Raw genomic sequence first — 18,140 nt, 5'->3', positions numbered from 1 at the left:
TAAATTCTACCACTCATTCACTTTATTCGCATCCAACTTAATAAAGATAAAAAGCATTATGGTAAACGCCCATAAACTAGAGCCACCATAAGAGAAAAAGGGTAGTGGTACACCAATGGTTGGGAACAAACGAATTAACATCGCGATGTTTACAAAAAAGTGAGTAAATAAATACGTGGCGACACAATAACCGTAGACACGACTAAATCTGGTTTTTTGCCTTTCGGCTAAGTATAAAATTCTAATAAATAAGCTTACGAATAAACTCATGACTAATAAGTTTCCAAGAAATCCCCATTCTTCACCAACTGTTGTAAAAATATAATCAGTGTGTTGTTCCGGTACGAAACCACCTTTAGTTTGGGTGCCTTCTAAATAACCTTTTCCTAATAAACCGCCAGAACCAATAGCAATCATTGATTGATTTAGATTATAACCTTCTTTTTTCATATTCACATCTTTTCCTAAAAGCACGTTAATACGATCTTTTTGATGTGGTTCTAAAACTTTATCGTACATATAACTTACCGAAAAAGCAAAACTGGATATGGCAATAAATAGCAAGCCATAAACAATTGGATTTCGAGAGATTAATCGATTAAAAATATAATGAATCACCATGAAAATCCCAATAAATGAAATCAGAAATATGGGTTTTATAATTAAGGCCAAAAGGAATGTAGCAATAGCAATAGCACCTGTCCATAAATACCAACCAGGTAATCCTTCTCTAAACAATACAAAAATTAGTGATAAAAATATCATCGCACTTCCAGCATCTGGTTGCATTAATATTAAAAAAACAGGTAAACCAATTATAGCAAAAGCAATGTATTGAAAGTTTTTCTTTCCTAAGTTTACTTGTGCATCACTCAAATATTTAGACAATAATAAGGCCACTGCGGTTTTTACAAATTCGGAAGGTTGGAAACCAAATCCGCCAAATTGATACCAGTTGGTTTGTCCTTTTTTGGAAACTCCAAATACAAATAATCCTAAAAGTAGCGCGATTCCAACACCATAAAACACAAAGGAAAACCGTTCGAATATTTTTGAATCGACAAATAAAATAGCAAAAATAATTGGAATGGCAATGATCATAAAGATCATTTGTCTTCCGTAATTTAAACTAAAATCAAAAGTATATTCTTGATCTGGCGGAACCGTTACAGAATAAATAGTCATCCATCCAAAAACAACAAGGATGATGTATAACAAAATTGTTATCCAATCGATGGAATTACTTATATCTTGGTTCTTCATTTTATTTTTTTACTGAATCTTTTTTCTTACCTGCTGCTTTATTCTTTTTTTCTTCCTCAATTTCTTTTTTCGATTTTAACTTCATTCGAAGCGAATCTACTTTAGTTAATTTAGGTTTGTTTATAGAGTCTTTAGCTGGATATAATTTTCGATATTGCCAATTTAAATTTCCTTCTAACATTCGTTTTTCCAAATCTTTTCGGGTAATTTTTTTGTTCAAATATTTTTCAATCATTAAAGTTGCAATTGGTCCAGCCCAAGTATTTCCATAATGTCCGTTTTCTACAATTACCGCAATAGCAATTTTAGGTTGCATTCTTGGTGCGAAAGCCACAAACTCAGAGTGATCTTCTAATTGCACTCGTTTTCCATTTATTTTAGCGAAGTTTTCTGCTGTACCTGTTTTTCCACAAATTTCCAAACCTACTACTCCTAAACCTGAAGCTGTCCCTCTATTGTAAACATCAAATAAGCCATTAACTATTGGGTCAAAATATTTACTGTTAATTGTAGTAACGTGTTTAGTAGTGTATTTGGCATCAATTTTTCTGCCTTTAATTTGTTTGATGATGTGAGGTGTATAATAATATCCTCTATTAGCAATAGTTGCCATCATATTTGCTAATTGAATAGGGGTCATAGAAACTTCTCCTTGTCCAATTGAATTGGAAATAATAGTTGTAGAACGCCAACCACCATTTGGATAAAAACGTTCATAAAACTTAGAAGTTGGAATATGGCCTTTTCTACCAGTAGGTAAATCATAACCCATAAAATTACCTAATCCGAAACTTTTTAAATGGTTTGCCCAAGCGTTAACTCCGTCTTTTGGTTTTTTGTATTTTTCTATGGTTCGTTTATAAGTATTTGCGAAATAAGTATTACACGATTTATAAATTCCGAAATTTAGTTTAATATGACCGCCCGGACAGTGACATTTCATAAAGGCACCACGACCATAATAAAAACCTGGTCCGCAACTAAATGAAGTTTCTTCATTAATTACGCCTTCTTGTAATCCAATTAATCCAGTTAAAATTTTAAATGGAGAACCAGGAGGAAATTCTCCTAACAAACCTCTGTCGTATAAAGGTTTCGCGATAGAGTCGTTATAAAGTTTGGTGTAATTTTTGGAACGTTGTCTTCCAACTAATAAAGCTGGATCGTAAGTTGGAGCAGTAACAAGTGCTAAAATTTCACCCGTACTTGGTTCGATGGCAACAATACCACCTCGCTTATTAATCATCAATTCTTCGCCATATTTTTGAAGTTCTCCGTCAATAGATAACGTTAAATCACTTCCTTGTTTGGCAATCGTATCAAATTTTCCTTCTTTATAAGAACCGATTTCTTTATTATGTTTGTCTTTTAAAATATATCTTACGCCTTTTACACCTCGTAAAATTTCTTCATAAGCTTCTTCAACACCTTGCATTCCAATTAAATCACCACTTTTATAGTAAGGTTTTTTAGCGATAATGTTGTCGTTTACTTGTGTGATAAACCCAAATACGTTTGCACCATTTTTGGTTTGGTATTCTCTTAATGCACGTTTTTGAATGTAAAATCCGTTGTATTTTCTGATTTTTTCTTGAAAACCAGCAAATTCCATTTTATTTAATTGCGGAAGAAATAAAGAGGGTAATCTTGGACTGTAAACTTTTGCTTTAGCAATTTTCTCTAAAAACTCAGGTTTTGTGATTTGAAGAATTCTGCAAAATTCAAGCGTGTCAATTTCTTTAACTTCGTTCGGGACAACCATAATATCATAAGATGGTTGATTGGCAACTAAAAGTTTACCATTTCTATCATAAATATAACCTCTTTCTGGGAAGTCGTATTTGATTTTTATAGCGTTGTTTTCCGATTTGATTTTTAAAGTGTCATCAATAATTTGTAAATAAAAAAGACGCGCCAATAAAATTATTGAAGATACAATGATAATGGTTGGTAAAAGGGTCTTTCTCATCGTTTATTAGGTTTAATTAAATAAATACTAATGATACAAATTATAAATGTAAATAGTGTACTTAAAATGGTTCGAGAAATGACTTCAAAAAACAAATCGAAACGATATAATTCTAAGGTAAAAAGGACTAAATGATGAAATAGAATGGCAGACATGATAAATGTAAATCGGTCTACAGATAATTTATCGGCAATTCTAATGGTTTGATATTCGTAACTTAAACCAAAAGCAAATTTTAAAAATCCGGGTCTGAAATAAGCTAATAGTAAACAAGCAGTAGCGTGAACTCCGCCGCTATCGCAAAATAAATCCATGATTAAACCCAAACAAAAACTTGCTGCAATAAAGCCAGATTTGTTAGAGTTAATAGGATATAAAATGATGAAAAGCATGTATAAATACGGATTTATCCAACCGCCAAATTTGACTTGTTCTAAAACAACAATTTGTATCGTCAATAGAACGATAAAACGGATTAAGTTTAAAATGAAGTTACTGTTCATTATTTTTTAGTTGGATCTTTTTCAGTTTCTGTTTCCAGAGCTTGTTTTTCTGCTTTCTTTTTGTTCTCAATTACATAAACATAACCTAGAGAAGTCATGTCGTTAAATAGTCTAATATTGATTACAAATTTATTCGTTGCTTTTTCTTCAAAAATTTTGTCAATTTTTCCAATGGGTATGTTTTCAGGAAATATGGCTGATTGTGCTCCGGTAACAATTGTATCTCCTTTTTTCAAAGTAGCTAATTTTGGCACATCAATCAATTGTACATAACCTGCATTTTTTCCATCCCAAGTGATTGATCCAAAATGATCTGAATTTTTTATTTTTCCGTTTAAAGGATTTTTGGTGTGTAAAATACTAATAACCGTTGAGAAATTTTTAGAAGTTTTTTCAATAATTCCTACAACACCTCTATCGCTAATTACTGCCATGTCAGTTTGTAATCCTTCAAAAGCACCTCTGTCTAAAGTTAGGAAATTTTCTTGCTTACTGTAAGAATTCTTAATCACTTTAGCACGTCGAACCACAAAATTTGATAATTCACCTGGAACCACAATTTTGCTTTCTAATACGGTGTCTTTTTTGTTGAAAAGAATTTCTTTTAAACGGGCATTTTCTCGGGCTAAATCGTCATTTTTTTGTCGTAATCCAAAGTAATCTTTCACGCTACTAATTTGGTTATAGGTATAACCAGACACGGCGTTGGAAGAATTTATATACTGGCTTCTGTGGTAAGAATGCGATTTTACCGTAAGTGTTAATGAAACACCCAAAAGCAGCAAAAACAGCAATTTATAGCTGTTTTTTATAAGAAAATTTATAATTTGCTGCATGTACTACGTGCTTATTTAATTAAGATATTTTTATACTTCGCTAAGTTTTTAAGTGCCATTCCAGTTCCTCTAACAACGGCTCTTAATGGATCTTCAGCAATGTAAACTGGTAAATCTGTTTTTAATGAAATACGTTTGTCTAAACCTCTTAACATCGAACCACCACCTGCTAAATAAATACCAGTGTTGTAAATGTCGGCTGCTAATTCTGGAGGTGTTTGAGAAAGTGTTTCCATAATCGCATCTTCAATTCTTTGAATAGATTTGTCTAATGCTTTTGCGATTTCTCTGTAAGAAACATCTACTTGTTTTGGTTTTCCAGTTAATAAGTCACGTCCTTGAACCGACATGTCTTCTGGAGCGCTTTCTAAATCTTCAATAGCAGCACCAATCTGAATTTTAATTTTTTCAGCAGTTGTTTCACCCACAAATAAATTGTGTTGCGTTCTCATGTAGTAAATGATGTCGTTTGTAAAAACGTCACCGGCAATTTTAACCGATTTATCACAAACAATACCTGCTAATGCGATAACGGCAATTTCTGTTGTACCACCACCTATGTCAACAATCATGTTTCCTTTTGGTTGCATGATGTCAATTCCGATACCAATTGCTGCAGCCATTGGCTCATGAATTAAGTATACTTCTTTTCCATTTACACGTTCTGCAGATTCTTTTACAGCACGCATTTCCACTTCTGTAATTCCAGATGGAATACAAATTACCAAACGTAGGGCAGGAGTGAACAGTTTTTTCTTTAAAGCTGGAATGCTTTTAATAAACATTTGAAGCATTTTTTCAGACGCATCGAAATCGGCAATAACCCCATCTTTCAAGGGACGAATTGTTTTTATGTTTTCGTGGGTCTTACCTTGCATCATGTTGGCTTCTTTTCCAACAGCAATTATTTTTCCAGTTATTCGGTCCCTAGCAACAATTGAAGGGCTATCTATTACAACTTTATCGTTGTGAATTATCAGTGTATTCGCGGTACCAAGGTCAATTGCAATGTCCTCGGTCATGAAGTCAAAAAATCCCATATTTATATCAAGGGTTTAGTATTTTGTGTAATTATATTCAACTAACAAAAGTATAAAATTAATTTGGAATTATTTAAAATAAAAACGCATTAAAAAATAAATTTTTAATGCGTTTTAAAATATAGGTTTTGTAGGGAATTTTCTAGTGTTTGAAATGACGAACTCCAGTCATAACCATCGCTACTTTGTTGTCGTTGCAATAGTTGATGCTTAATTCATCTTTGATAGAACCACCTGGTTGAATAATTGCTGTAATTCCTGCTTTGTTAGCTATTTCGACACAATCTGGGAATGGGAAAAACGCATCACTTGCCATTACAGCGCCAGTTAAATCAAATTCAAAAGTTTTTGCTTTTTTAATGGCTTGGTCTAAGGCGTCAACTCTAGAAGTTTGTCCTGTTCCTGAAGAGATTAACTGACGATTTTTTGCAAAAACAATGGTGTTTGATTTGGTGTGTTTACAAATCTTTGATGCAAAAAGTAAATCTTCAATTTCTTCTTCTGTTGGTGCAGTTAAAGTTGCTGTTTTTAAAATATCCTTCGAATCTGTAATATTGTCTTTGTCTTGGACTAAAATTCCATTTAAACAGGTACGAACATTTTTAGCAGGTAATTCAACATCGTTGATAACTAAAATAATTCTGTTCTTTTTTTCTTCTAAAACATCAATAGCTTCTTGGTCGTATGAAGGAGCGATTACTACTTCGCAAAATAATTTATTAATTTCTTCTGCTGTAGCTAAATCAATATTTCCGTTGGCAATTAAAACACCACCAAAAGCAGAAGTTGGGTCACCAGCTAAAGCATCTAAATATGCTTCTTTCATGGTAGCTCTTGTTGCTAATCCACAAGCGTTATTGTGTTTTAAAATAGCAAATGTTGGTTCGTTGTTTTTGAATTCATTCATTAAATTCACACCAGCATCTACGTCTAATAAATTGTTATATGACAATTCTTTACCGTGTAATTTTGTAAACATTTGGTCGAAATCTCCAAAGAAAAATCCTTTTTGATGCGGGTTTTCTCCGTAACGTAAAATTTGTCCTTTTTCTTGGCTAATTTTTAAGTAAGTATCTTCTGTGTTGAAGTAATTAAAAATAGCTGTATCGTAATTTGAAGAAGTATGGAATGCTTTTGTAGCTAAAACTTTTCTTTGTTCAATTGAAGTTGCTCCGTTATTTTCGGTATAGAAACCTAAGAAAGTGGCATATTCGTCAACAGACGCAACAATGGTTGTGTCTTTGAAATTTTTAGCTGCGGCACGAATTAATGAAATTCCACCAATATCAATTTTTTCAATAATATCACCTTCACTTGCATCAGAAGCAACCGTTTTTTCAAATGGATATAAATCAACAATTACTAAATCAATTTGTGGAATGTCAAATTCAGTCATTTGCGCCACATCACTTTCGTTGTCTTGACGGTTTAAAATCCCACCAAAAATTTTCGGATGTAATGTTTTTACTCTTCCGCCTAAAATTTCTGGGAAAGAAGTAATGTCTTCAACAGCTACTACAGGAATATTTAAATTTTGAATAAAATCTTGTGTTCCTCCAGTAGAATAAATCGTTACATTGTTTTGATGAAGGGCTTTTACAATTGGTTCTAAACCGGTTTTGTCAAATACAGAAATTAAGGCCGATTTGATTTGTTTTGTGTGAGTCATTGTGTTGTTGTTTGTTAAAACTGAAGTTATTTCAGTTTCTGTTGAAATTTATTTAGTAGTTGTTTCTCTTAATAATTTGCAAAAGTAAGTATTTGAATAAGAAAATGCAATAATTTCATTTTCTAAATTGCAATAAAAACCTTCAAAATTCTATTCTTTAAATTGTAACAATTTTGACTTTTGTGCTACTTATGTATAGAATATTGAATTTATGATACTATATATACGTTTATTAAAAGAAAGTTTTGCTTTTGCGATTAATGCCTTGAGAAACAATAAATTACGAACTCTGTTGTCTTTATTAGGCGTTACGGTTGGTATTTTCTCTATTATTGCGGTTTTAGCTGCAGTTGATTCTTTGAAAAAAAATATTGTGGATAGCTTAGATGGTATGGATAAAAACACCATTTATTTGTTCAAATATTCTTTTGGTCCAACAGATGTGGAAGAATGGAAACGCGATCAATTTCCTCATGTAAAATATGAAGAATATCAATATTTACAGAAAAATATGGATGATATTGATAAGATATCCTTCAATTTTTTTACAGGTAATCAAACCATAAAATACGATGACAATACGGTGAATTCTATTCGTGTAAAACCATCCACTAATGAATTTTTCGAAATAGAATCTTTTAAAGTCGAAAAAGGAAGGCTGTTTAATGAAGCGGAATCCAATTCGGGAACAGCTGTGATTGTTATTGGAAGTGAAGTTGCTGAAGGATTATTCAAAGGAAATGAACCTATTGGAAAACAAATTCGTTTATATGGTCAACGTTACACCGTAATTGGTGTGTTGAAAAAAATGGGAGAAAACACGTTTGGAGATTCTAATGATGTAGCAGTTTTTTTACCAGTCAATAATGTTAGAAAATTATATGGTGATAACAGTGCTATTTTTACGCCAGCTATTTTAGTTAAACCGAAAGAAGGAGTTGATATTGAAGAATTTAAAGCGGAATTAACTAGTAAAGTTAGAAATATTAGAGGCTTAAGAGCTGGTGAAATTAATAATTTCTTTGTAAATATTCTTTCTGGATTTACAGATTTCATTGATGATATTATCGGACAAATGAACGTTGCTGGTTGGGGAATTAGTATTTTTTCGCTTTTAGTTGGTGGATTTGGTATTGCAAATATTATGTTTGTTTCTGTAAAAGAGCGAACCAATTTAATCGGAATTCAAAAAGCTTTAGGTGCTAAAAACAAGTTCATTTTATTTCAGTTTTTATTTGAAGCTGTTATTTTAGCTATGTTTGGTGGATTGATTGGTATTTTATTGGTTTGGATAATTGCGATGATTTTAACAAGTGCTTTAGATTTTCAATTTGTATTAAGCACATCAAATATAATATTAGGGTCAAGTTTATCTGTAATTATTGGCTTAATTTCAGGGATTTTGCCGGCAATTTCTGCATCTAAATTAGATCCAGTCGAGGCTATTCGTACAGGGATGTAAAATATTGATTTTATGTTGTATATAGATATTTTTATACTATTTTTGTACTTCTAAACCCCTTGATTAAATGTGCGGAATTTCCGGTTTTATTGATAAAAATCTCTCTGAGAATAAAAAACAAATCTTAATAAAAGGTTTGAGTGAGCTTCAAGTACACCGTGGTCCAGATTTTTCTGGTGAATGGAACAATTCAAATGTGCATTTTTTTCATCAAAGATTGTCTTTGATTGATGGAAATAGCCGTTCCAATCAGCCATTTTATACGGATGATTTTGTTTTGTGTTTTAATGGTGAAATTTATAATTTCTTAGCTTTAAAACAACATTTACCAACGGTTAATTTTACGACAACTTCAGATACAGAAGTGCTTTTTCAATATTTAGTTCATTTCGGAATTGAAAAAACACTTCGAGATATTAAAGGAATGTTCGCTTTCTCTTTTTACGATGTGAAGAAAAAAGAACTTTTTTTAGTCCGTGACCGTTTTGGAATTAAACCTTTATTTTTTGTCAATAATTCAGAAGTTTTTGCCTTCGCATCCGAATCGAGAACTTTGGCAAAAGGATTGCAGTTAAAGCCTGATAGTTATAAAACAATGCTTTCATTAAATAGTACGTTAGAAGGAAGTTCTACTTATACTTTATTTAATGAAATTGTAAATGTAAAACCAGGAACTGTTGTAAAAATTGCTTCTAATTTAGAAATTTCAGAAGACTATTATTATAAATTATCGGATCAAGTAGATGCGAATTACCATAAAGATTTAGCAAAAAAACCAAAATCGGAAATTGTCAAAGAATTTGATGCGTTATTGTCAAAATCTGTGGATGAAATGTTAGTATCCGATTTTCCAATGGGTGCATTTGTGAGCGGTGGAATTGATTCTTCAATTTTAACGGCAATGGCAAAAAAATCGCAGCCTAATATTCAATTGTTTACTGCTGATATTGTAGGGAAACATTCAGAATATTCAGATTCATTAGCTTTAGCGAAACATTTAGATTTACCTTTACATAAAACAGAATTTCATCCCGAAGATTTTTTAAATCATTGGATTACTGCAACAGAATATAACGCTGGACCAATTGTGTATTTTACCAATGGTGTACCGATTTCTAGAGTGGCTCATTTGGCCAGACAAAACGATGTGAAAGCCGTAATTTGTGGAGAAGGTTCGGATGAATTGTTTTTAGGTTATTCGAAATTAATGGCAGCGCGTTATAAAAAAGCATTATTGTTGCCTCAAGAAATTTTAAAGAAAGTTTACAAAATATATCCAGCATTAAATAATTATTTATTTCCTTCAGAAACTTCCAATTTAGATAGTTTTAATGTGCGATTAGCCAATGGTTATAAAAGTGAAAAGTTGTATGATAAAGGTTCAGAGCTGTTTTCATTCGTATCAAAAAAAGAGCAAAAGTATTATTTAGATTCTTTTGAAATGATGCAAAAACATTTACAAGCTTTATTGTATCGAAATGACAGAATGGGAATGATTTCTTCTATAGAAGTACGTTTTCCATTTTTACATGAAGATGTAGTGAAATTTGGTTTAAACTTACCTTTAGAATACAAAACACGTTGGACCACACAATTGCATAATAAAAAGCATCCTTTCATTACGGATAAATGGATTGTACGAGAAGTGGCTAAAAAATATTTACCCCAAAATTTAGTGGCTAAGAAGAAAAACGGTTTACCAATTGATGGATTAAATGGTGTGCGTTTTGCAAAAGAATTTTTCAAAAACGGGTATGTCGCTGAGCATTTACAATTAGACGAAGCAGCTTTAGATTATATGTTACAAAACGAAAATCCTTATTTTATTGGAAAACTAGCTTCAGTTGAATTGTTTGGTTTGTTATATGATTTTAACGAATCACATCAAGATATTCAATACAAAATAGATAAGTTTTCTAAAATGAAAGTTTAAAAACTGACTGTCAATTTATCCTGAAGCTTCGGGATTATTCCAGAATCTAAATAAAAAAATCCCGTTCCAAATAAAATTGGAACGGGATTTTTGTTTCAGAATTTTTCTTATAAATTGTATTTCAAACTTAAAATAATATAACGCGGTTGCACATAATAACTTGAAAAATTAGTAGAACCACCTAAAGCACTAAAACTACTGTCGTTTAAAGAAGTTGTGTTTAATAGGTTAGTAGCGCTTAATTTATATTCTAATTTGCTGTCTTTTTTCTGATACGATAAAGAAGCGGTTAAGAAATCATATTCAGTATCAATGGTTTTAGCTTTATTTCTGTTGTGATAAAAGTCGTAATCTGCCTTAAATGAAAACGCATCTAAAAAGAAATATTCTAAAGTTAGCGATGGATTATCTACATAATAAGTTTGAACTTGAGAATCGTTTATAGAATAACTATAAGACAAATCTATGTTGGGTAAGTTTTTTAAATTTGTTGAAAACCCAATATTATAATTATGAAGATAATTTTCAGTAGTTTGAATAAAATCTGGTTTTCCTGTAATGGCACGTATGTTATTGTTTTTTGTCCAGCTTAAGCTTGCTCCGGCATTTGCTTTGAAATATCGTGCAAATGAACGTCCGTAATTAAAGGCTCCAGTAAGTGATTCTTGCGGAAAATTTGAATTAAGATTTACCGAACTTGAAACCTGATTTACATTTAATGGGTCTATAAAAGCTCGGTTTGTAATAATATTAGTTTGTTTCGTATACGTTAAATTTGCAAAAACATTTTCCATGTTAAACATGCTAAACTTAAAGAAACGTAACGTATGCACTTGTGAAACCGAATTTTCTAAGAAACGATTTCCACTATATAAACTGTTATAGTTAGAAAATACGTAGGCTTGAGAAAGCTTAACAATATCTGTAAAATTGTTCGTTAAAGAGAAATTATACGTTAACGATTGTGATTTTTTCATTTGCCATAACGCATAGAAATCTGGTAAAACTCTATTGAAACTCATTTTGTTTGAGCTGTTCAATTGTGTATCGTTGGTGTTAAATTGGTGTGCAGAAACTCCTGGATTTAAAGTAAATTTCCCAAATAACATTTTATAATGTAAACCAATAAAAGCATCATTAAAAGCATAATTTACATCATTCGTATTAGAACTATCTGTTAAATTATTTCGTGTGCCATTATCTAAAATTTGGAACATGCTTGAGTTGAAGTTTTGGTAAGAATACGTGTTTCCAACTGTAACATTAATATTACTTTTTGGCGTAACCATATAGTAATAATCAATCTTAGCGTCTGTTTTGTTTGTTTTTACAAATCGGTTCTGGTTGACGTCATTTCTGGTTTGTAAAATATTATATCCTGTTAATGCAAAAGGCTGTGTTTGTAAGTTGGCGTTGTAAAACGGATCTTCTTGCTGGTATAAATTTTGTAATTCAATAGCAAAAACATTTTTATCATTTAACGTGTAATAATAATTTAAATTCTGACTTACAGATAAAGGTTTTTGACTTTTTTCAGTAAAAATATTTCCTTGCAAACTTGAAAGTACATTTTGATTTTCCAATTGATCTGAAGTTTTCAATAAAGCATCGTAATCTAAATGCATTTTTGCAGAAGGCACATAACTTGAGCTTAATTTAAATAAACCTAAATTGGTTTTTTGTTTAGAATTATCTTGACGATTTTCAGTTACACTAACGGTAGTTCCGTTTGGTAATTTATCGGAACGATTGTAAATATTGTCTGTTTGTAAATCTGTTTTGTTGTACGAATAAATTCCGAAACCACTAATTGTCCAAGCTTTTGATGGATTATATGAGAAGTTTGCGGCACCAAATTTAGCATCAATGTTTTTAGCACGATTGTTTCTCATTCCCATAATTCCCAAATCATTAGAAGAAACTCCGAAATTAGAACCGCCTTTTTTCATCATGTTTTTAAAACCACCAGTAAACTTGAAATAATCTTGCATGGTTAAAGGTAATTCTCCAATGTTGTTTAAGTTTCCAATTAAATTTAGACTGTATTTTGGACTGTAATAAAATAGTTTTGGATTCAAGATGCTTCTATTTTCGGTATCGGTAACTCCAGCACCAGCTAACATATCACCAAACCAGAAATTCTTTTTACCGTCTTTCAGTTTGATGTTAATCGCCACGTTGTCTTCGTTGTTTTCTAAACCTTTTAAGTTAGAAACTTCGTTATAATTTCTTAAAACCTGAATTTTATCTAAGGCATCAGCAGGAATATTTTTCGTAGCAATTTTAGTATCGCCATCAAAAAAATCTTTACCTTCTACCATTATTTTTTGTACTTTTTTACCTTCTACTTCAATTTCTCCATCTTTATTTACAGAAACACCAGGTAATTTTTTTAGTACATCTTCTAGTTTTTTTTCTGTTCCGTTTGTAAACGAATCCGAATTGTAAATAATCGTATCGCCACTAATTCGAACTGGCATTTCTTTCACAATTTCAACAGTTTCGATAGTGTTAGAACCCGATAAAATGATGTCGAAAGTCATGTTTTCTTTTGTAGTAGTAATTTTTCTCTCAAAAGGTGCATAACCAATATAACCAGCTTTAATGATATATTCGGTATTGGCTTTTAAATTTAAAGAAAACTCTCCTTTTTCGCTAGTAATGTTATAAGCATCCATAGCTTTTGTAGCTTGGTTTACGGCCATAACATTTGCCGTTTCAATAACTAAATTGTCGGAGTCTTTTAAAATACCTGTAACCTTTACAGATTGTGCGTAAATTGAACCTGAAAGTAAAATGGCTAATAGTAATAGTGTTTTTTTCATTGATGTAGAAATTGTGTATAAATTTAAGTCGCCTTGTGAGCGACTTATTTTAGTATTTTAATGTTTTGAATATTATCTTCCCATTCTCATTCCACCTCTTGCTCCAGGACCACCGCCCATTTCGCTCATCTCTTTCATTTTCTTCATCATAATGTCGTCAAATTCTTTTTGAGTTACTTTATCGCCACCAGTTGGAGCTTTAATCTCAATTTTATCTTTCACGTTCATCACTAATTTGGAACACATAATAACGGTTTTTCCATCATTCACTTCCATAATTAATCCTGGTAAACCCCAATATTCATCAGGACCTTGATTTACTGGAATTTCTGGGCAATACCAAGCGGTTACCGTAATTTCTTTTGGCATTTCAACTTCGTCAAAAAAGTTAGTTTTCTTTTCGTCTTTCTTTTCAGTTGTAGCTTTATCGTCTGTTTTAACTTCAGTCTTTACAGCTTCTTTTTTCTTTTCTTCTTTTCTTCTGTAGTTTCTGAAATCAGATTTACTGGCTTCTTTTACTGCAGTTGCTTTAAAGCAAGTGTAATCTCCAATTTTTTTAGTTTCATCAGTTAAAACCCATTTTAAATTCGGTAACGAATCTTTAATTAAAAACTCTTTTCCAAAAACTTCTTTATCAACAGTGTATTGTTTTTCTTTTACGTTTTTAAAGTAAGTTCCACCGCCGCCCATCATAGAGGCCATCATTCTTCCACCACCACCTTGACCGGGAGCGTCTAATTTTTCTTCTTCTTTATAAATAGAAGCTGATTTATCGAAATTCAGAATGTATGTTTTTTCAAACATTTTTTTCATTCTTTCCATAATCTGTGTTTTCATTTCTGGAGTAATATCTTTATTACCATCGAAATTTTTTGCAAAATCTGCTGTAGAAGTTTTAGATTCATAAACAGCCATTCCTTGGAAATCTTTTTGTGCAGAGGCTATAAAAGTCGTTAAACCAAGTACAGCTAAAAATATTTTTTTCATTATTACGTGTTTTTTTGTTTCGATATCTATTTAGACAACAAAAACCTCAAATAGTTACATGCTAATTTGTTATTTTTATGTTAAATAAAAAAAGCTCTAATAAGTTAGAGCTTTGATGTTTTAAACCTGTTTTAAAATATTATTAGAGAGTTTTAGGAACTAAATGAAAAATTAATTTTTTATCTTCTTCGTTATAAATGTAACTGAATTTATCAGGACTTAAATTTATTATTTTTAAATAAATTTTATGATTAAATTCTATAAGATTAAGTTCTATAATGTTTTTACTACTATTAAATTTCCAAATTCCATTAAAAGTTCCTTCAGAATCTTTCATTTTAAATTTTTTATTTGAAAAGAAAATAATCGATTCTTTTTTGTCCATTTCTTCTGCTAAATTTATAGAACCATTTTTCTCAAGAGCAACTAACTTCCATTCTTTGTAAATATTGTTAATCTCAATTTTTTCTTGAGAATAACTAAAAACTGTAATTAAAACTGTAATTAATAGTGTTATTTTTTTCATATTACTTATCTTTTATTTTACCAGTCATTATTAGTTTAATTATTCCATTTTCAGCATTACATTGCACAAATACTAATGTTTTTACATTTCCTTTCTGTTTTAATGTAGGTTTAAATTTAACAGAGACCGTAACTATTTCTCCTATAATGCATTTTTTTTTGTCAAATTTTACTTTTGTGCAGGGACAACTTGGTAAAACTTTTTCAATTACTAAAAGAGTATTAGTAATATTTTTTATTTCGAATTTATGTTCTACACTATCTTTTGATCTTATTTCACCAAAAAAATGTGGGTTTTTTGATGTTTCAACTTCAGTAAAGTTGTCATAAACACTATGTTTTTCATATGTTAAAATACTTAAAATAAGTACAAATAATACAATGCCAAAAACAATTAATATTTTCTTTTTCATTTTTTCATTAAAACCGTTAAGTCAATTAATAAGTTAGCGGCTTGATTTTTATATTTATTGATATAAGTAGATTTATACCATTTTTTTTTTCTAAAATTTTCCCAAGATAAGTTTTCTTTGTTACCATATGAGAACCTTAAACCAGGTCCGATTTTATCTCCTTTTTTTAAACTATTATCGGGATCAATTGGTTCTATTCCAACAACTATACCATTTTTAGGAAACGAAATTTTATAATCTTCTAATTGAAGTTTAAATTTATAAGTTTTATTTTTTGGAGTGATTTGAATCTCTTTTTTTAATAAACTTTCCCCAGGACATTGATTTATAGTATCATATACATAAAAATTCACGCGAAACATGGAGTTTTTGTTTGCTTTTTTATTCTTTCTAAAATAAAAACTAACATCTTTTAGCTTGCCTTTTTCATTTTTTAAATTCTTAAAATAAAAAGCAGATTCATTACCTATAAAACTAAATATCCTTACATCGCCATCTTTTTTTGCATTATAAGAATATTCTTTATTATACAATGAGGCTTTTTGTTCAACAATTACTTCTTCAATAATATGATTTTTTGTCTTTAACTGGACATCTATTTTATATATTTTTGATTCGGTAAAACTTCTTAAATTTAAATATTTTGTTTCATAACCTAAATATGATATTTTTAAAGAATCGTTTTGTTTAGCTTTAATGTCAATTGCAAATATACCTTCTAGATTTGAATTAGTACCTCCATAATTTTTTATAAAGACAACATTAGCAGTTTGAAGTTTTTCTCCAGTTACACTGTCTTTAATTGTGCCTACAATTGTTTGACCAAACAAAACTGTGTTTGAAAACAAATAAAATGCTATGCAATATATTATTACTCTCAAATTTTTTTTATTTATAATAATGGGCTGTTGTTACCAGCCCATTATAAAATTAATTATATTAATTAACATCTGGAGCTTCAACTCCTGGAGGACAATCAACTACTTCATATGTTTCCCATGTAAAAGCACCCCACAAAGCAGAATGATAATTATGAATTCCAACACAACCGTTTGGCCATCTATAAGCGTAAGAAATTTTTCTAGCGTCAGCTGTATTTGACATAAACAAAGTTCCTACTAACATTAAAGAACCTAATCCTAAAAATTTAATTTTTTTCATTATGTTTTTTTAAAAAGATGCCTACTCTTACGATTTTCAGCTTTCTCGACAAATATATTGGCCAAATTCTTGTTTTGCAACAAAAAAAACAATTTATTTTAATTTTCCTACAAAAAATACAAATTTGTTTAATGTGTATAATTGTGTAATTTTAGTTAGTTTTGTAATATGAAATTTCTACTTCTTTTTCTTTTTGTTGCTTTTTCTTCTGTAGCTCAAAATATTGATTTTGAGAAAGTAGGAGTGAAGTCAGCTAAGTTCGATATTTTCTGGGGGAATGATATTTCTGCCAATAATTATTTTTCTACAAGCAACAATTTGTTCAAAATTAATGACAAAGACACTTTAAATTATACAAATAATAAATTTGGAAAAATTACAGGTGTAGAAACCTTTAACATGTTGCAAACCCTTGTGTTTTATAAACAAAATAATGCTTTCGTTTTGTTAGATGCACAGTTTAACGAAATTAATGCTACTATTTTTTTAGAAATCAATTGTGAATTTTTAAAACCTGCATCACAAAATGAACTGTGGTTTTATGACAGTTTGAGTCAGCAAATGGGATTGTATAATTTAAATTCTAAAAAGTATAAATTTCTTTCGAATCCAATAGGTAAAATGATTAAATATGCCCAGTCTGATTATAATTATTTATATTGGATAGATGTTGAAAATAGCCTGTTTTCTATTAATAAATTTGGAAAAATTGCGAGTTTAGGAAAAGTGAAACCTTTTGAAAAAGTTATTTTTTCTGACAAAAGCGATTTGTTCTATCTTTTTGACGATAAAATGTTTTATTATTCCGCTGAAAATCAAACAGAAACGAATATTGTTGTTGAAGAAAAAATGATTAAAAATTTCTTCTATAAGGATGGAATTTTGTCTATTTTTACCGACTGTCAAATAAGTACCTATAAAATTAAAAAATAAAATATGCATATAGCTATTGCTGGAAATATTGGAGCTGGAAAAACTACTTTAACCAAAATGTTGGCCAAACATTTTAAATGGGAAGCGCATTTTGAAGATGTAGATGATAATCCGTATTTAGACGATTTTTATCATTCTATGGAAAGATGGAGTTTTAACTTGCAAATTTATTTCTTGAATAGCCGTTTCAGACAAATTTTAGAAATTAGAAAAACAGGTAAAAAAACCATTCAAGATAGAACCATTTACGAAGATGCTTTTATTTTCGCACCCAATTTACATGCGATGGGTTTAATGACAAATCGTGATTATACCAATTATAAGTTACTTTTTGATTTGATGGAAGATTTAGTTGGACCACCAGATTTATTAATTTATTTAAGAAGTTCTATTCCGAATTTAGTTAAGCAAATTCATATGCGTGGGCGCGATTATGAAAACACGATTTCAATTGAATATTTAAGTCGATTAAACGAAAGATACGAAGCGTGGATTCAAACGTATGACAAAAGTAAATTGGTAATTATTGATGTAGATAATATTGATTACGTAAATAACCCTGAAGATTTAGGAGCGATTATCCAAAAAATTGATGCTGAAATAAACGGATTGTTTTAGTTA

At 30.3% G+C, this 18,140-nt stretch carries 16 protein-coding genes; 4 read left to right on the top strand and 12 right to left on the bottom strand.

The genetic code is table 11. The features are described from left to right. Window positions 1–6 precede the first annotated feature (6 nt). The 6 genes from rodA to purH form a co-directional block, all read right to left on the bottom strand. Window positions 7–1,263: a rod shape-determining protein RodA gene (gene rodA / locus UEQ13_RS08080; protein WP_329805849.1), complete on the bottom strand. Its 1,257-nt coding sequence runs from the start codon at window positions 1,261–1,263 to the stop codon at window positions 7–9. Window position 1,264: 1 nt separating this feature from the next. Then, window positions 1,265–3,232, bottom strand: coding sequence for a peptidoglycan D,D-transpeptidase FtsI family protein (locus UEQ13_RS08075; RefSeq protein WP_329805848.1), 1,968 nt, complete (start codon window positions 3,230–3,232; stop codon window positions 1,265–1,267). Further along, window positions 3,229–3,735, bottom strand: coding sequence for a rod shape-determining protein MreD (locus tag UEQ13_RS08070; protein ID WP_329805847.1), 507 nt, complete (start codon window positions 3,733–3,735; stop codon window positions 3,229–3,231). Before UEQ13_RS08070 ends, UEQ13_RS08075 begins: the two co-directional genes overlap by 4 nt. Beyond that, complete coding sequence (mreC, locus tag UEQ13_RS08065) at window positions 3,735–4,571, bottom strand: rod shape-determining protein MreC (protein ID WP_329805846.1); 837 nt, start codon at window positions 4,569–4,571, stop codon at window positions 3,735–3,737. The genes UEQ13_RS08070 and mreC overlap by 1 nt, the downstream gene beginning before the upstream one ends. An 11-nt stretch (window positions 4,572–4,582) precedes the next feature. Further along, window positions 4,583–5,611: a rod shape-determining protein gene (locus UEQ13_RS08060; protein WP_329805845.1), complete on the bottom strand. Its 1,029-nt coding sequence runs from the start codon at window positions 5,609–5,611 to the stop codon at window positions 4,583–4,585. A 142-nt stretch (window positions 5,612–5,753) separates the two neighbouring features. Continuing rightward, window positions 5,754–7,280: a bifunctional phosphoribosylaminoimidazolecarboxamide formyltransferase/IMP cyclohydrolase gene (gene purH / locus UEQ13_RS08055; RefSeq protein WP_329805844.1), complete on the bottom strand. Its 1,527-nt coding sequence runs from the start codon at window positions 7,278–7,280 to the stop codon at window positions 5,754–5,756. Between the two features lie 211 nt (window positions 7,281–7,491). Here purH and UEQ13_RS08050 point away from each other — a divergent pair, with 211 nt between their 5' ends. Both UEQ13_RS08050 and asnB read left to right on the top strand, forming a co-directional pair. Beyond that, entirely contained in the window at window positions 7,492–8,742 is a 1,251-nt protein-coding gene (locus UEQ13_RS08050) for an ABC transporter permease (RefSeq protein WP_329805843.1), read from the top strand. A 67-nt stretch (window positions 8,743–8,809) separates the two neighbouring features. Continuing rightward, window positions 8,810–10,675 (top strand): asparagine synthase (glutamine-hydrolyzing), encoded by a 1,866-nt coding sequence (gene asnB / locus UEQ13_RS08045; protein ID WP_329805841.1) that lies wholly within the window; start codon window positions 8,810–8,812, stop codon window positions 10,673–10,675. 107 nt (window positions 10,676–10,782) lie between these two features. Here asnB and UEQ13_RS08040 read toward each other — a convergent pair whose 3' ends face one another. From UEQ13_RS08040 to UEQ13_RS08015, 6 genes are all read right to left on the bottom strand, one after another. Continuing rightward, window positions 10,783–13,500 (bottom strand): TonB-dependent receptor, encoded by a 2,718-nt coding sequence (locus UEQ13_RS08040; RefSeq protein WP_329805840.1) that lies wholly within the window; start codon window positions 13,498–13,500, stop codon window positions 10,783–10,785. Window positions 13,501–13,572: 72 nt separating this feature from the next. Beyond that, window positions 13,573–14,487 carry a GLPGLI family protein gene (locus tag UEQ13_RS08035; protein WP_329805839.1) on the bottom strand — a complete coding sequence of 305 codons (915 nt, stop codon included), beginning with the start codon at window positions 14,485–14,487 and terminating at the stop codon, window positions 13,573–13,575. A gap of 142 nt (window positions 14,488–14,629) precedes the next feature. Continuing rightward, window positions 14,630–15,013 carry a hypothetical protein gene (locus tag UEQ13_RS08030; RefSeq protein WP_329805838.1) on the bottom strand — a complete coding sequence of 128 codons (384 nt, stop codon included), beginning with the start codon at window positions 15,011–15,013 and terminating at the stop codon, window positions 14,630–14,632. A 1-nt stretch (window position 15,014) separates the two neighbouring features. Beyond that, on the bottom strand, window positions 15,015–15,425 hold the full coding sequence (locus UEQ13_RS08025) for a DUF1573 domain-containing protein (protein ID WP_329805837.1): 411 nt from the start codon (window positions 15,423–15,425) through the stop codon (window positions 15,015–15,017). Beyond that, the gene (locus UEQ13_RS08020) at window positions 15,422–16,255 is read right to left on the bottom strand and encodes a carboxypeptidase-like regulatory domain-containing protein (RefSeq protein WP_329805836.1); all 834 of its coding nucleotides are present in this window, start codon (window positions 16,253–16,255) and stop codon (window positions 15,422–15,424) included. The genes UEQ13_RS08025 and UEQ13_RS08020 overlap by 4 nt, the downstream gene beginning before the upstream one ends. A 109-nt stretch (window positions 16,256–16,364) precedes the next feature. Beyond that, a complete protein-coding gene (locus tag UEQ13_RS08015) occupies window positions 16,365–16,586 on the bottom strand; it encodes a hypothetical protein (RefSeq protein WP_329805835.1) in 222 nt (73 codons plus the stop codon). A gap of 168 nt (window positions 16,587–16,754) precedes the next feature. Between UEQ13_RS08015 and UEQ13_RS08010 the strand changes: the two genes are divergently transcribed. After that, the gene (locus UEQ13_RS08010) at window positions 16,755–17,519 is read left to right on the top strand and encodes a hypothetical protein (protein WP_329805834.1); all 765 of its coding nucleotides are present in this window, start codon (window positions 16,755–16,757) and stop codon (window positions 17,517–17,519) included. A 3-nt stretch (window positions 17,520–17,522) separates the two neighbouring features. After that, window positions 17,523–18,137, top strand: a complete 615-nt coding sequence (locus UEQ13_RS08005; RefSeq protein ID WP_329805833.1) for a deoxynucleoside kinase — start codon at window positions 17,523–17,525, stop codon at window positions 18,135–18,137. The last annotated feature ends 3 nt before the right edge of the window (window positions 18,138–18,140 follow it).

It is taken from the genome of Flavobacterium facile (genome assembly GCF_036321945.1).
In the GTDB taxonomy this organism is placed as follows: Bacteria; Bacteroidota; Bacteroidia; order Flavobacteriales; family Flavobacteriaceae; genus Flavobacterium; species Flavobacterium facile.
Note: the sequence above shows the minus strand (reverse complement) of the source record. Positions and strands in the feature narration are given on the sequence as shown.